Origin of the sequence: uncultured Veillonella sp., from assembly GCF_938010505.1 — a bacterium.
Taxonomy (GTDB): domain Bacteria; phylum Bacillota; class Negativicutes; order Veillonellales; family Veillonellaceae; genus Veillonella.
In genome coordinates this window covers 1-15,796 of record NZ_CALLVP010000043.1, presented here as the reverse complement: position 1 = coordinate 15,796, position 15,796 = coordinate 1, and the positions used below count along the sequence as shown (strand labels likewise).

Genomic DNA, 15,796 nt, shown 5'->3' with positions numbered 1-15,796 from the left:
ATGTTGGAATTAGTATACAAAATGCAGCCCTTAGACTATGTATACCTTCTCATTGGTATCATCTTAGTTATCTTCTCTATACAATCCTTCCTTGATAAAGAGCATAAACATCGGATAGGTACTGGTTTGTTCTGGCTGTTATATGGGATTTCCTTTATTTTTGGGTCTTATTTGTCTAAAGAGATTAACGGATGGCTCGTAATTGCGATGGCTGCCATCGTGTTGTTCAAACAACTTGGCAAGGGAAATTACTTTGAATCTGCTGTGGACTTCAAAAAACTTGAAGCATTACGCATAGGAAATGTTATCTTTATTCCTGCGTTGCTCGTTGGGATTATTACGTTTATCATTGGGTTCTTTACGAAACTCGGCGCCCTTGTAGGGCTTGCGATTGCCTCCATTATCGCCTTGTGTGTGGCTTTATATATTACAAAAGCAAAGGTAACGCAAAGCTTCCATGAAGGTCGTCGCCTTCTCGATGCGATCGGCTGGACGGCTATCTTGTCCCAATTGTTAGCGGCTCTTGGTTACTTATTTAACCTCGCAGGGGTAGGTAAGTTGATTTCTGGCATGGTGGCTAGCATAGTGCCCGCAGATAATGTGTTCCTTGTTGTTGTGGCGTACTGCATCGGTATGGCTTTCTTCACCATGATTATGGGGAATGCTTTTGCAGCCTTTGCAATGATTACGAGTGCTATTGGAGTGCCTATGCTCGTTGTAGGTCATGGTGCCAACCCTGCTATTATCGGACCTATCGCTATGCTCGCAGGCTATTGCGGTACGTTGATGACCCCGATGGCGGCAAACTTCAATATCGTGCCTGTGGCGCTTCTTGAAATGAAGGATACGTACGGCGTTATTAAAGCGCAAATTCCAGTAGCTATTGTGATGCTGATATTGAACATTCTATTGATGTACTATTTCTTATAATGCATAGTAGGTGTTTACATAGTTTAAGAACCATGCATTCATAATATTGAGATAAGTGCGGTTTTGAAAACTATAAATATTGATAGTATTGCAATATGTAATACTATTTCGGTTAAACTATTTAAATTCACAGTATCAATTGATATTGTTATGAGGTAATATGATGAAAACGATTTTGATTACAGGTTTTGATCCTTTTGGTGGTGAAAGTATCAATCCTGCGTGGGAAGCTGTAAAAACGATGGAAGGGTATACAGATGGGGGCTATACAGTAGTCACTCAGATGGTACCTACTGTGCGTTATAATTCAGTGAAAACAGCAATAGAGGCTGCAGAAAAATGTAATCCTGATTTTATTCTCTGTGTAGGTCAAGCTGGTGGTCGTCCAGACATTACGATTGAACGCGTAGCCATCAACTGCGATGATTTCCGCATCCCAGATAATGGGGGTAATCAACCGACGGACGAACCCATTGTAGCTGATGGCCCTAGTGCTTACTTTGCTACACTTCCTATTAAAGACATCGTAAATGCATTGCATCAAGCGGGTATCCCTGCAAAAGTATCCAATACGGCGGGTACTTTTGTATGTAATCATATCATGTACGGCGTATCTCACTATGCGGCTCAAAAGGGTGGTATTAAGGTAGGGTTCATGCACATTCCGTACTTGCCATCTCAAGTGGTAAACAAGCCAGATCAACCGAGCATGGCCGTTGAAACGGTACGCGCTACGCTAGAAACCATCGTTCACGTATTGGCTCATGGTGAAAGCTACGAAGCGCAAAACATTACATATACGACGCCACATGAATAAATCATTTGGTCTGAATTGAACTAAGACAATAAATCAAAAGCTCAGGTTACATCGACGATGATATGAGACCCTTTTACTGGACAACCAGTAAAGAGGCTATCTATTAGAACGACGATGTAGCTTGGGCTTTTTTTGTTTGAGCACTAGACTTTAAGGGTTTATTGATATGAGAACGATATAATATATAACGTACTCTGATGATGGTTTGATGTTAGTTACTTTTAAAATAATTAGAAACTTTAAATACCTACTATTGACATAGGTATTTAAATAATGTAATATAGTCACATAATCATATTAAGTTAGTAGGAATAAGTGAGGAATATCACAAAAGCTTTTACCATAAGACGTATGGCAAGGCTAATGGCGATGACCTCTGTAAGGAGTATAGAATGAGTGAACAAGTAGATGTAAGTAAAATCAAGGATCCTACCATTGCGGCAGCTCGAAAAGAGGTTGAGTTCCAACGCGCCATGAATCCTTGCCCCATCGATTTTTCTGAGTTTCAATCTAGTAACCCTCGTTCTCAAGGGGAGCAAAAGGAGTATGAAGGTAAAGATGCATCTAATTTTAACCGTCGTCAAAAATATTCTGATAGTGAAGAGCCTCAATTCACAACACCTTTTGGCAGTGAACCAGGGTTTTTACCTGTAGAAAAAGATCGTTACCGCCTTGTATGGTCCAAGCATTGTCCTTGGGCCCATCGCATTGCTATCGCCATCGATTTGCTTGGCCTAGATAAGGTAATCTCTAAAGGTACTGTTGATCCATTGCGCCCAGCTGGCGTAATTGCAGACTGGTTCTTCACCCTTGATAAGGATGAGAAAGACCCTGTATTAGGCATTCACTCCTTAGGTGAAGCCTATCGCAAAGGTGATCCTAACTATGACGCACGTTCCACGGTACCAGCCATTGTAGATGTTACGACTGGTGCCGTAGTAAACAACGACTACCATGCGTTAACAACGGAATTAGCATTGGGCTTTAAAGATTTCATCTCTCCTGATGCACCAGATATTTATCCAGAGGAATTACGTGCCGATATCGATGCGTTGAACGTTATTATCTACGCTGATTTTAACTTAGCGGTAAACTTGGCAGCTCTCGTAACAAACCAAAAAGATTACGAATACTACTACGACCGTATCTTTGCTCGCTTGGACTGGCTCGAAGAACGCCTTAGCAAGCAACGTTATTTGATGGGTGATACGATTACCGATCCAGATATCCGTATTTTCCCAACATTGGCGCGCTTTGACCTCGTATTCTACCAAAAATACTTGGTAAATAAAAAACGTCTCGTAGACTATCCAAACCTATGGAACTATGCGAAGGACTTGTATTCCAATCCAGCATTCGGCGGTACAACAGACTTCGACTCTATGCGTAAACGTTTCTACTATGTAGACCATACACCATTTGAAGATCTACCACGCCTTGTTCCAAAAGGTCCAGACGACTCTATTTGGTTAGAGCCAAATGATCGGGCTGAAAAATTTGGTAAATAAAATCGGCAGTAAATTTATATGTTGTCTGAACTGTATTTAGTAAATCTTCTACTATGAAATCTGATACATTACTGACGAATCAATCGATATATATTTAATTATAGATAACTGAAAGGGAGACTTTATGGATTCTGTAACACAGACGATTGTGAACTACATAGAACAAACGGATGTGACGAACCGAGAGGACCTCTTAGCAGTGGCTCGTATTGCCTTCCTAGATTATCTGGCATCCTTAGCACCAACAGAGAGCGAACAAGCCGTTCAAGAGTTAGCTCGCTTTATAGGGGCTAAGTCATCTATAAGCTCGGATGTTAGCCGGGACATGAACTCCAGTGTTTTGAGTGGCAAGGTTATATCAGAGGGCAATACTGGCTTAGCAATAGAGAATGTATCTAAAGCTGATAAGGCTTTGTATTATGGCTTTGCCTCGCATTATCTAGATTTTGATGATGCGCAAGCGAATCTAGCAGGTCACTTCAGTACTGTTTTATATTCTGCTTTACTGGCAGTGCTCGAACCCACAGATAGGTGGCACGATTTCCTTCGTGCTTATATCGTCGGTGCCGAGCTAGAGGGAATCATTGGTTTCCTTATCAATCCTGAACATCGGACCCAAGGATGGCATTCTACGGGGACCGTTGGTGTGATTGGGACGGCGGCCGCTATAGGTGCTTTGCGAGGCCTTCATGGTGAAAGCTTGGCTCAGCTCCTGTCTCTAGCTTCGACTCAGTCGGCGGGCATGTTCTTTCAAAGTGGTACAGATGGTAAGCCTCTCCATGCGGGACTGGCAGCACGCAATGGCGTATGGGCTTACGAACTGTTACAACATACATCACTTCAAACTAGTACAAAACCTTTTGACCCTGAACGGGGGTGGTTTAAAACTATTGGTAATACTACCATTACATCAGATGATATCAGTAGTCGATGGTTAGCACCAGGGCAACTTATTGATCCTGGTTTGTGGATGAAAGTCCACCCCTATTGCTCGGCAGCTATTTGTGGCGCTGAAGCAGCAGAAATCGTGGCACATAGACTATATACATCCTCTTCGTATGTATCTAAACATAACTACCTTTCACCAGATGCAGAGGAACAAGATCAATGTAGACTATGTGCCACCCCTGATTTCTCCCTTTGGGAGGATATAGATCGAGTTACTGTTCACTTCCCGCCTGGTGCTGATGCGGCGTTGCGTTATACAACACCAAGTACAGGTCGAGAAGGGCAGTTTTCCATAGAGTACATCGTGTACCAAGTCCTAGCCTATGGGGCTGTACAGGATGAATTGTTCAAGTTAGATGCCATAGACCAAGAAGTACGAGACTGTATGTCACGGATAGAGCGCGTCTATGACTTGCCGAAGGTATCCCAAACAGAGCGGATTACGAGCGTAACCGTTACACTGAAAAATGGGGATACTTTCACAGAAACGGTGAACAATCCGAAAGGATCGCCGAATAATCCTCTCAACCTAGAGGATATACGCATTAAACTAGGTCTCACCTTAGAGACAAAACAAATAGATAGAGTTATTGAGGCTTTTACCAATACAGATAAGGTGGAGCCGTTCCTGCAAACATTGCGAAAAGAAGGAGTTTTACATGTTTAATACAAAGAAATTGACGAAATTATTCGCCATCGGCGCATTGGCACTAGGCGTGCTTGTTGTGGCTGGTTGCGGTGATGATACATCTAAAGAAACAAAGGTGAATCCAGATGCCAAAGTGATTAACGTAGCTACACGCGGTACAGTTCGCCCGTATTCCTATACAGACGATAATGGCAACCTTACAGGTTTTGACGTAGAGTTGTTGAAAGAAATTGAACGTCGTAATCCAGACCTTCATTTCAACTTCAAGCCTATGGCCGTTGATGCTGCCTTCGTAGCGATGGATGCAGGCCAAGTCGATATGATTGCAAACCAAATGCGCCGCAATCCAACTCGTGAAGCAAAATACTACTACACAAATGAGGTTAATAACTACTCCACACGTAAATTAGTGGTGAAAAACGACCGTAATGACATTTCTAAATTAGATGATTTGAAAGGCAAAAAAATCGCCGTTACCACATCCTCTGAGTTCAACGAATTAGTAAAACAATTCAACGAAACAGCGAATCCGCAAATTGAAGTGATCTATACAGATAAAGCCGGTGCCGAAACATTGAACCTCGTTGCTACCGGTCGTGCCGATGCAGCTGGTGAGTACGAATACGTAATTAATTCTGCTATTAAGGACCGTGGCCTACCACTCAAAGCCGTAGGCGATGTATTGGCAGTAGTACCAACATACTTCTTATCTAAACGCACAGATGATATGAAACAAGTAAACGAAAAAATCGATAAAACGATGAAAGAAATGCGTGCTGACGGTACGTTGAAAAAACTTTCTGAACAATATCTTGGTGGGGATTACACATTCGATCCAACACAAAAATAACGAATAGGCCGCCTTGACGGCCTTATTCTATTATGTCTAGAAGCGAGGTGCTACTGTGGGCAAGTATTTTGATGTGTCCTACATGATCCAAGCCTTTCCACAGCTCTTGAATTATGTTCACGTAACGGTGCTCATCACCGTTATTTCTGCCATCTTAGGTGTTATTTTGGGCTCTATCATAGCCATCATTCGCCTCAAGAAGGTACCAGTATTAAACCAATTATTTATTGTCTTTATCTCTTTTATGCGGGGTACACCGTTCTTGGTACAACTCTTCCTTATTTACTTTGGGGTGCCAGAAATTATGTCCCATATGGGGCTTAACATGAGAAATGTGCCGGGCCTCGTATTCGTGTATGCCGTGTTTACATTGCATATTGCGGCTTATAGTGCTGAAATCATGCGCTCCAGTATTGATGCGGTTGCACCTGGTGAGAAGGAAGCCTCTAAAAGCCTTGGTATGACCGAATTCCAAAGCTATGTGCGCATTATCTTGCCGCAGGCTTTCACCATGAGCATTCCGCCGTTGACGAACCTCGTTATCGGCATGCTAAAAGGGACGGCGCTCATCTTTAACGTCGGCGTTGTCGATATGATGCGTAAGGCGGACCTGATGGGTGGCAATAGCCAGCGCTATCTTGAGCTATTCGTAGACGCAGCTATCATTTATGGCATTTTGATTATCATCGTGTCCCTCTTGGGACGATTGCTTGAAAAACGGTTTACCGTTGCGGGCAAGGAAACGCAACACATTTTGATCAGTGAGGAGTAGGGGCTTATGGGACATATTATTGATTCAACCTATATTTATGGCACCTTCTTTGCTGTCATTCCTTATGTGAAAGTAACCCTCATGATTACCTTCCTCAGCGTTGGTTTGGGTACAATCCTAGGGCTATTAAGTTGCGTGCTACAACAAAATAAAGTACCTGTGCTCAGTCAGCTTAGCTACTTGTACGTATTATTGTGCCGTAGTATTCCGAACATGGTTCTCTTATATCTCGTGTACTATGGCTTGCCAATTCTATTCCTCGCACTAGAGGATCAAACGGGGGTGCATGTGCCTTTTGAAAAGGTGCCAGCTACCTTCGTAGCTGTTGTAGGCTTGACGTTGCATACAGGGGCGTATTTGAGTGAAATCTTCCGGGCTGCGTTGCAATCTGTACCAAAAGGTCAAATGGAAGCGGCTCAAGCTATTGGTATGACTTGGTTCCAAGCGTTCCGTCGCATCGTATTGCCACAAGCAACAGTCTTTGCGTTGCCTCTATTTACAAATCAATTCCTTAACACTATGAAGAGTACGAGCATCGTATTCGTCATTACTGTTATTGAATTGTTCGGCGCTGCAAAGTTATATACAGAGGAAAATTCACAGTATTTTGAGGCCTACATTGTGGTGGCCGGTCTATTCTGGGTGATGGGGATTGTCTTTGAATTTATCTTCCATCGTTTAGAAGTCTATGCAAGCAAGTATAAACGAGGTAATGCATTATGATAGATATTAAACAAGTTCACAAATCCTTCGGGAACCGTGAAATTTTAAAGGGCATCGACCTACATGTGCCAACAGGTTCTGTAACGGTTATCCTTGGCCCATCCGGTAGTGGTAAGACGACGTTCCTTAGAACGCTCAATTTCCTTGAAAAGGCCGATGCAGGGACGATGCAATTAAACGATATTTCCGTAGACTTACATAAAGCGTCTAACAAGGAAATTTTAAACGTACGCCGCAATACATCTATGGTGTTCCAGTCTTATAACTTGTTCTCTAACAAGACTGTTATTGAAAACATTATGGAAGGCCTTGTAACGGTTAAGAAAATGAAAAAATCTGAAGCCCGTGAAATTGCGCAACGCTTCCTTAAGGAAGTAGGCATGGAAGGTTATGATGATTACTATCCTGTACAACTTTCCGGTGGTCAACAACAACGTATCGGCATCGCTCGTGCCCTTGCGATGGATCCAGAGGTTATCCTCTTTGACGAACCTACATCAGCTCTTGATCCAGAGCTCGTAGGCGAAGTATTGGCCGTTATCCGCAAGATTGCGAAAGAGTTAGAGGTAACCATGATTATCGTAACTCATGAAATTGGCTTTGCTAAAGAAGTAGCAGACCAAGTGGTATTTATGGAAGGTGGCGTCATCGTAGAACAAGGGGACCCTAAGGTTGTCCTTGAACATCCAAAAGAAGAACGAACACGTAAATTCTTGAGCCGTTACCTTACACTAGAAAGTGACTTGCCTCTAGATAGCGCAGCTTTATAAATAGTACAGCGTTATACATAGTATAGTGCTATAAATAATACAGAACTCTAATAATGCGCGCTGTCTTAGTAGTATAGAAATTAATGGCGACCTAATATCTTTAGAATTAGGTCGCTTTAAACGAGGTACATAATGAAAGAATTTAGACAATTAACCGTAGATGATGCGGCAGAGTATCACGAGGTGTTGATTGCGGGCTACGCAGAGAATAAGAACTATCCTATATCCTTCGATGCCATCAACTTTAGCCAAGAAGAATCTCGCGCATGGATTTTAAAATATCCTGTGTACGGTCTCTACATAGATGGATCTTTGGTGTGTTCTATTTCATTCCGCATGCCTTGGATACCAAAGGCTACACCAGATGTATACCCGCATATTGCACACTTTGTGACGGCTCCTGAACATAAGGGGAAAGGGTATGCTCGAGAAGTTCTTGCCGAAGCAGAAGGCTTATTGCGTAATGTATATAAGACTCCTGTTGTAACACTTGGTACCGCCGCGGAACATCCGTGGCTTGCCAAAATGTATGAAGGCTTTGGCTTTAAAGAATATAAGCGGACGCAACTGCCTGGAAAAGTTCATACTACTATATTCTTTAAGAAAATACTATAAAGATAAGAAAATTAGTATTAATTTGAGATTTTAACTAAAAGAGTCGCATCTAATTGGTGCGACTCTTTGTTGTTCTATAAGATGTTACTATTGCAGTATTAATCTTAAGATTACTTTGGAGTTATTCATATATGGTTATCATATTCTCTAATTTTGATATTGGTAAATACTGATAAATCAGAATGCCTAGTAAATAGATACTAAAAAAATATATATATGTTTGCTATAATAATGCTATATTAATGGATAAAAAGGAGATGCATATATATGGGGTTTCCTAAAGAAATAAAAAGAATTAGACAACGTTCATTTTTAACACAGCAGGAATTTGCCAATGTAATAGGTGTGGCTTTTTCTACTGTAAATCGTTGGGAATCTGGACGTTCAAAGCCAAACCTAAAAGCAATGAAAAGTATTAATACATTTTGCTTAGATAATAATATCCCTTATGAAGTATTAGAGGAGTCTTGGTTTGACTATAAAATAGAAAAATAAAGGAGCAATACTGTTATGACAGATAAAGAATTAAAAAAGTTAAAAGACACTCTATGGCACTCTGCTGATGTGCTTCGAGCTAGTGCTCATTTGGCTGCGAATAAGTATGGTCAACCTATTCTGGGACTTATCTTCCTTAGATATGCAGATATCTTATACAAACAATATAAGGAAAATATTGAGGAAGAGTATAATCGTCTTAAAGGCGGTCGTATGGAAAAGTCCATCAAAGAAATCTCTATCGAGAAGTGTGGATTCTATCTTCCTGAATGTGCTTATTATGACTTTATCAATGACGCACCAGATGATGCTAGTAAAGCTACTCTTGTAAAGAAAGCTATAGAAGTAATTGAGACTGAAAACCCTAAAATGGATGGTGTCCTTCCAAAAGAAGTATATGCTCAGCTTGTACCAGAGGAAGAACCGGAGCTTCTTTCTAACATCATACGTATTTTTAAGGATATTCCTGAAAATAGCACCATTGATATCTTTGGTGAAATTTATGAATATTTCTTAGGAAATTTTGCACTTGCAGAAGGAAAGGATGGAGGAACATTCTACACACCTGCAACTGTTGTAAGATATATGGTTGAAGTATTAAATCCTCAGCCAGGTGAAAAGAAGTTCCTAGATCCCGCATGTGGTTCTGGAGGTATGTTTGTTCAGGCCGCAAGATACATGCATGATCACAATTCCAACGAGAGTGAACAAATGAAATTCCGTTGCTATGGTGTTGAAAAGGAACCTGATACAGTAAAACTAGCAAAGATGAATCTTCTCCTTAATAATATCCGTGGTGACATTACACAAGCTAACTCATTTTATTCTGATCCATATAATGCAGTTGGACAGTTTGACTATGTAATGGCGAATCCACCCTTTAACGTCGATGAGGTTGTGGTTGAGAGGGTTTCTGACGATGCACGTTTCAATACATATGGAGTGCCAAGAAACAAAAGCAAATCAACAAAGAAAAAATCTGACAAGAAAGAAACTGTGCCTAACGCAAACTATTTGTGGATTGGCTACTTTGCTACTGCCTTAAATGAGAATGGTAAGGCAGCACTTGTCATGGCCAATTCTGCATCTGATGCATCTGGTTCAGAATATGAAATCAGAAAGAAAATGATTGAAGAAGGTATCATCTCACAGATGGTAACCCTTCCTTCTAATATGTTTTCATCAGTTACACTTCCTGCTACTCTGTGGTTCTTCGATAAACAGAAGCCAAACACTGAGAAGAAAAATGAAATCTTATTTATTGATGCTAGAAAGGTATTTACACAGATTGACCGTGCTCATAGAAAGTTTTCTGACCAGCAGATTAAGAATCTTGGCGTAATAACAAAACTATATCACGGTGATACACAGGCTCTTGTTGATTTGATTGATGAGTATAAAGTAGAACTTGCCAATGCTCCAGAAGCATCTGACAACAAGGAAGTTCTTACAAAAGTATATTGGCAGTCACAGATTGACTGGTTAACTGAAAGATTTCCAGATGGTGTATATGTTGATATTATCGGTCTTTGTAAGGCAGCACCCATGGATGGAGAGGATGGAATTATTGACCAAGACTACTCTCTTAATGCAGGACGTTATGTCGGTGTGGTTATTGAAGATGATGGTTTAACCCATGAAGAATTTAAAGAAGAAATGTATTCTTTAAATGCTGAATTCACTGCATTAAGTGCCGAAGCAAAATCCTTGGAAGAACTCATCGCAAATAATCTGAAAGGATTGTTGGGTGAGTGATATGAAAAAAATAACATTTGATGAGTTTGTTAGACTAAATAGAGGATTTGATTTGCCAGAGAGCAAGATTGTGGATGGTGAATATCCCGTTGTAGCCTCAACAAACATAAAAGCCTATCACAATGCATACAAGGTTAAGCCTCCAGTGGTTGTTACGGGGCGATCTGGGAGTTTGGGGAAGGTTCAATATATAGATAGTAAATGTTGGCCTTTAAATACATCCCTGTATTCTAAGGACTTTAGAGGGAACAACCCTAAATATATATATTATTTTTTACAAACGATGCATTTAGAACAATATAATGCAGGAGCAGGTGTTCCTACATTAAATCAAAATCATTTGAAACGATTAAAAATAGTAGTCCATGATATAGATGAACAAAAGAAGGTTTCCGATATTCTCTCTGCCTATGACAACCTCATCGAAAACAACAACAAGCGAGTTAAACTCTTGGAACAAATGGTTGAAAATCTCTACAAGGAATGGTTTGTAAGATTTCGCTTTCCGGGATATGAGAATGTTGAGTTTGAAGGTAAAATTCCCAAATTTTGGAAGAAATTAAGATTGGATCAATTTGGTATACAACTTGAATCAGGTGCTCGCCCAAAAGGAGGCATAAATAGTTCGATTGATGATGGCGTACCTTCTTTAGGTGCAGAATCTGTTAAGGGGTTAGCCGAGTTTGATTATAGTGATGTAAAATTAATACCTGAAGAGTTTTATCGGAAGTTAAAAAGAGGAAAGAATAGAGGAAATCATATTCTGATATACAAAGATGGAGCATATATTGGAAAGGTTACCCTTTTTAAATATGGATTCCCTTTTGAGCGTTTTGCTATTAATGAACATGTCTTTTTTTTGAATTCTATAAGAGCGGAATATCAAAACTATCTTTATTTTACATTAAAACAAACCTCTTATTTTACTCTCATGCAGAATTTGAATCGGAATTCTGCACAGCCAGGTTTAAGTCAATTAGACATTAATAGAATAAAAATAATCGAACCTGATCAAGTTACGCTTTTTAGTTTCAATAATTTTGTCGAACCGATATTAAAAGAAGTATTCCAGTTGGCGAAGAAAAATCACTCATTAATCAAACGAAGAGACATGCTTTTACCACGCCTAATGAGTGGAAAGCTTGAAGTGTAATTAGGGGGGGATTCATATGCGTAATTTTATATCTGAAGATGATATAGAACAGGCTATACTTACAAAATTAAAAGCTGAACCATTTAAGTATGATATCCTTATTTGTGATGCTGACCCTAGTAAGAGAGACGATTTGAATGATGGTACGGGAAGATCCTCTAAGAAAGAATGCGTTCTACCTGATATTATGTTGTCTTCTTTTAAACGTATAAATCCTATTATCTCCGAAGACAAAATTAAGGAAATAGTAAAAAACTTACAGCAGGATTATACAGGCACGGATATTGTTGATACTAACTATAAAATATATAGACAAATTCGCAATAATATAAAAATCACAGTTCGTAGAAACGGTAAGGAAGATTTCGACTTTGTAAAATTGATAGACTTTGAACACCCGGAGAATAATACTTTCACAGCGGTATCTCAGATGTGGATTCAGGGGAAGGTTTACTACAGAAGACCGGATATCCTTATTTTTGTCAATGGTATGCCTCTTGTGTTTATTGAACTGAAAAATAGCATTGTTAAGGTTGAAGAAGCCTACAACAAGAATCTCAAAGATTACATGCGGGATATTCCGAATCTCTTTGCATTTAATCAGATTTGTGTGCTTTCAAATGGTTTGGAAACGAAGCTTGGTGCATTTAATGCGACCTATGATTATTTCTTTGAATGGCTCAAAATTGATAGCGAAAAAGAAAAACTGGACAGAGAAGCCATTCTTACTGCGGATAATGTTAAGGATAGCTCTGTCAGATATTTTGTTGATGGTATTCTTAACAAAGATAGACTCATTGATTATATAGAAAACTTTATTCTTTTTGAAAATCAGAGAATAAAGATTATCGCTAAGAACCACCAGTACTTAGGTGTAAATAATCTAATGGAATCAGTGGAGAACAGAAAAGAGCTTAACGGTAAGCTTGGTGTCTTCTGGCATACACAGGGTTCAGGAAAATCCTACTCTATGGTTATGTTTGCACGCAAAGTAAAGCGTAAGATTCAAGGTAATTTCTCGTTCCTCATTATCACAGACCGTGAAGATTTGGATACACAGATTCATAAGAACTTTGTGCGTACAGAGGTTATTGGTTCTAAAGAAGAATGTCAGCCAAAGGACAGCAAGCAACTGCGTGATTTCCTAACTACCAATAAGGCTTTTATCTTTACTTTGATTCATAAGTTCAGATACGATAAGACAAAGAAATATCCAGTGCTTTCTACTCGTGACGATATTATTGTTCTTGTTGATGAAGCACATCGAACACAGTATAAAGACTTAGCAGAGAACATGAGAACTGCACTTCCGAATGCTAACTTTGTGGCATTCACAGGAACACCTCTTCTTGGCGCTAAACGCCTTACCAATCAATGGTTTGGTGAGTATGTTTCAGAGTATAACTTTGCACAATCTGTCGAAGATGGCTCTACTGTACCGTTGTTCTATTCTAGACGAGTTCCGGAAGTTGGTCTCGAGAATGATTTCCTTGACGATGACGTTGTGGACATTATCGAAGAGGAAAATCTCAACGAGGATGAAACTCGCCTCTTAGAGAATGCATCATCACGTATCCTTGAAGTTATCAAGAGAGATGACCGCTTAGATAAAGTGGCACAGGATATTGCTTACCACCTCCCAAGACGTGGATTCCTTGGAAAAGGTATGGTTGTATCTGTTGATAAGTATACTGCTGTCAAAATGTATGACAAGGTTCAGCATTATTGGGCTATAGAAAAGCAGAACATCATGAAAGAGCGAAATACAGCTGACACTAAGGAAAAACGTGATCAGCTTACACGTATTCTTGCTTATATGAATAAGGTGGAAATGGCCGTTATCATTTCAGAAGAAAATGATGAAGAAACCAAGTTTGCTAAGCAAGGATTAGATATTACAAAACATCGAGCAAAGATGAAAGAAATCACACTGGACGGCAGAGATATTGAGGATAGATTCAAAGATCCTGATGACTCACTGCAACTTGTGTTCGTTTGTGCCATGTGGCTGACAGGATTTGATGTAAAGAACTTATCTACACTTTATCTTGATAAGCCAATGAAAGGCCACACGCTGATGCAGGCAATTGCTCGTGCCAATAGAGTGTATCCAGGAAAACCTGCCGGAATTATTGTAGATTATATCAATGTGTTTAAATACATGAAGAAGGCATTAACAGAATATGCCACTGGTGATGACGGAACAGAATTCCCTGCAAAAGATATTGACCAATTAATCAGCTATATTGACGGTACAATCTATGAAGCAGATTCTTTCTTATTGTCTCTTGATATTGATTTAGAAAAGATAATTGCTGATTCTAATACACTGGATCAATTAGATGCATTAAGAAGTGCTTATGATACTATCGTTGCAAAAGATGATGATAAAGAAAAATTTAAGGTTATCCTTAATTCTTTGACAAATCTACACGAAGCATCAAAGCCGGAAATCTTTGAGAAGCATTGGAGCAACGATAAGTTTGCACCACTTGTGTATTTGCATGGTCTCTTATATAACACTGTTAACGATGAAAAGGTTGCTCGTGCTAGACAAAAAATGAACCAAATTTTAGATGGTAGCGTTACCGCCAGTCAAGAGTTTGTAAACTATGTACGGGAAAAACCTGCACAGTACATGATAAAAGGAACAAAGGCTATTGATCTTTCAAAGGTTGATGTTGAGCAATTGAGAAAAGAAATCAAGGTTGCTAAGTATAAAGCTATTGAGATTAACGACTTGAAGGAATACATTGAGCAAGCACTCGAACAGATGCTTAATAGAAACTGTACGAGAACTAAATTCTCCGAACGTTTCAAGCGAATTATTGACTCCTATAATGCAGGTGGCACTGAAAATGAGGATTACTATGAGCAACTTGTAAAACTTCTTGAAGATCTTCGTCAGGAAGATAATCGTGCAAATACAGAAGGCCTTACAGAAGAAGAACTGGAAATCTTTGATTTGCTTATTGCTGGAAAAAAGGTGACAAAGGATGAAGAGCAAAAAGTAAAACTCTCTGCCAAGAATCTTTATAAGAAGCTAGTCGATAATCGTAATAATCTTCTTGTAGTAGATTGGTATAAGGATGAACAGCCAATTGCTAAGCTAAAATATGAGGTAGAACTATCCTTGAATGATGATTTGCCTGAAAGTTATGATAAAGCATCTTTTGACTCTAAGGTATCTTTACTTATGAATCATTTTATGGATATGGCAGTACAAGGATATGGATGGATTGGGTCTGTCTAATTTCTGGAAAAACTATAATTTCTTTTACATTCACAAATGCAGTGCTATAATAAATAAAAATTGTTGTTTGTGGAGTGTGACAGAGAATGTATGAAATTGTAAATGAACCAAATTTAACAATTGCCTTTGATATGGATACAGAGTTATCTCAATTTGGTGTGTTTGGCATATATATTAAACAGGGCTATAACATTTGTTCTGGATATATTGACCCTAGTGATTGGTCAGGAATTCGCGCTGGTTATAAAGAATTAGTTGACTTGTATGAAAACTGCAAAGGCAAAGCAACCTTTACATATATTCTGACGGGAGAAGGGGATACGCTAACATTCTCTTTAGACCAAAAGGGTGCTTTGATCATGGATGTTACTATCTGTACCACTTGTAATTACAAATGTAATATGACTATTGAAAGTTTAGATCAAACCTATTTGCCGAGGTTTATTGAGTTTTTCAAAGAATTTTTAGAACGAGAGCCCAAATAAAAAGAGTCGCATCTTTGTGATGCGACTCTTTTTTGTACCCAGTTTCTATATACAATTATTTTGTAACAACTTT

General features: G+C 39.3%; 14 protein-coding genes. All 14 read left to right on the top strand.

Annotated features, from left to right (window positions below; all coding sequences use genetic code 11):
• Complete coding sequence (locus Q0507_RS02200) at nt 1–930, top strand: DUF979 domain-containing protein (protein WP_298711719.1); 930 nt, start codon at nt 1–3, stop codon at nt 928–930.
• A 163-nt stretch (nt 931–1,093) separates the two neighbouring features.
• The gene (gene pcp, locus Q0507_RS02195) at nt 1,094–1,747 is read left to right on the top strand and encodes a pyroglutamyl-peptidase I (protein ID WP_367268437.1); all 654 of its coding nucleotides are present in this window, start codon (nt 1,094–1,096) and stop codon (nt 1,745–1,747) included.
• Nucleotides 1,748–2,139: 392 nt separating this feature from the next.
• Nucleotides 2,140–3,255, top strand: coding sequence for a glutathione S-transferase C-terminal domain-containing protein (locus Q0507_RS02190; RefSeq protein ID WP_298711713.1), 1,116 nt, complete (start codon nt 2,140–2,142; stop codon nt 3,253–3,255).
• Between the two features lie 124 nt (nt 3,256–3,379).
• Nucleotides 3,380–4,870 carry an MmgE/PrpD family protein gene (locus Q0507_RS02185; protein ID WP_298711710.1) on the top strand — a complete coding sequence of 497 codons (1,491 nt, stop codon included), beginning with the start codon at nt 3,380–3,382 and terminating at the stop codon, nt 4,868–4,870.
• On the top strand, nt 4,863–5,702 hold the full coding sequence (locus tag Q0507_RS02180) for a transporter substrate-binding domain-containing protein (RefSeq protein ID WP_008603275.1): 840 nt from the start codon (nt 4,863–4,865) through the stop codon (nt 5,700–5,702). The genes Q0507_RS02185 and Q0507_RS02180 overlap by 8 nt, the downstream gene beginning before the upstream one ends.
• A gap of 55 nt (nt 5,703–5,757) precedes the next feature.
• Nucleotides 5,758–6,474 (top strand): amino acid ABC transporter permease, encoded by a 717-nt coding sequence (locus tag Q0507_RS02175; RefSeq protein WP_298711703.1) that lies wholly within the window; start codon nt 5,758–5,760, stop codon nt 6,472–6,474.
• Between the two features lie 6 nt (nt 6,475–6,480).
• Nucleotides 6,481–7,197, top strand: a complete 717-nt coding sequence (locus tag Q0507_RS02170; protein ID WP_008603263.1) for an amino acid ABC transporter permease — start codon at nt 6,481–6,483, stop codon at nt 7,195–7,197.
• Nucleotides 7,194–7,967 carry an amino acid ABC transporter ATP-binding protein gene (locus tag Q0507_RS02165; protein ID WP_298711700.1) on the top strand — a complete coding sequence of 258 codons (774 nt, stop codon included), beginning with the start codon at nt 7,194–7,196 and terminating at the stop codon, nt 7,965–7,967. The genes Q0507_RS02170 and Q0507_RS02165 overlap by 4 nt, the downstream gene beginning before the upstream one ends.
• A 132-nt stretch (nt 7,968–8,099) precedes the next feature.
• Nucleotides 8,100–8,582 (top strand): GNAT family N-acetyltransferase, encoded by a 483-nt coding sequence (locus tag Q0507_RS02160; protein ID WP_298711697.1) that lies wholly within the window; start codon nt 8,100–8,102, stop codon nt 8,580–8,582.
• 267 nt (nt 8,583–8,849) lie between these two features.
• Nucleotides 8,850–9,077 (top strand): DNA-binding transcriptional regulator, encoded by a 228-nt coding sequence (locus Q0507_RS02155; RefSeq protein ID WP_060919255.1) that lies wholly within the window; start codon nt 8,850–8,852, stop codon nt 9,075–9,077.
• A 15-nt stretch (nt 9,078–9,092) separates the two neighbouring features.
• Nucleotides 9,093–10,832, top strand: a complete 1,740-nt coding sequence (locus tag Q0507_RS02150) for a class I SAM-dependent DNA methyltransferase (RefSeq protein WP_298711690.1) — start codon at nt 9,093–9,095, stop codon at nt 10,830–10,832.
• Nucleotide 10,833: 1 nt separating this feature from the next.
• Nucleotides 10,834–11,985 (top strand): restriction endonuclease subunit S, encoded by a 1,152-nt coding sequence (locus Q0507_RS02145; protein ID WP_298711687.1) that lies wholly within the window; start codon nt 10,834–10,836, stop codon nt 11,983–11,985.
• Between the two features lie 16 nt (nt 11,986–12,001).
• Nucleotides 12,002–15,238 carry a type I restriction endonuclease subunit R gene (locus Q0507_RS02140; protein ID WP_298711683.1) on the top strand — a complete coding sequence of 1,079 codons (3,237 nt, stop codon included), beginning with the start codon at nt 12,002–12,004 and terminating at the stop codon, nt 15,236–15,238.
• A gap of 86 nt (nt 15,239–15,324) precedes the next feature.
• Nucleotides 15,325–15,723, top strand: coding sequence for a hypothetical protein (locus Q0507_RS02135; protein ID WP_298711681.1), 399 nt, complete (start codon nt 15,325–15,327; stop codon nt 15,721–15,723).
• Nucleotides 15,724–15,796 lie beyond the last annotated feature (73 nt).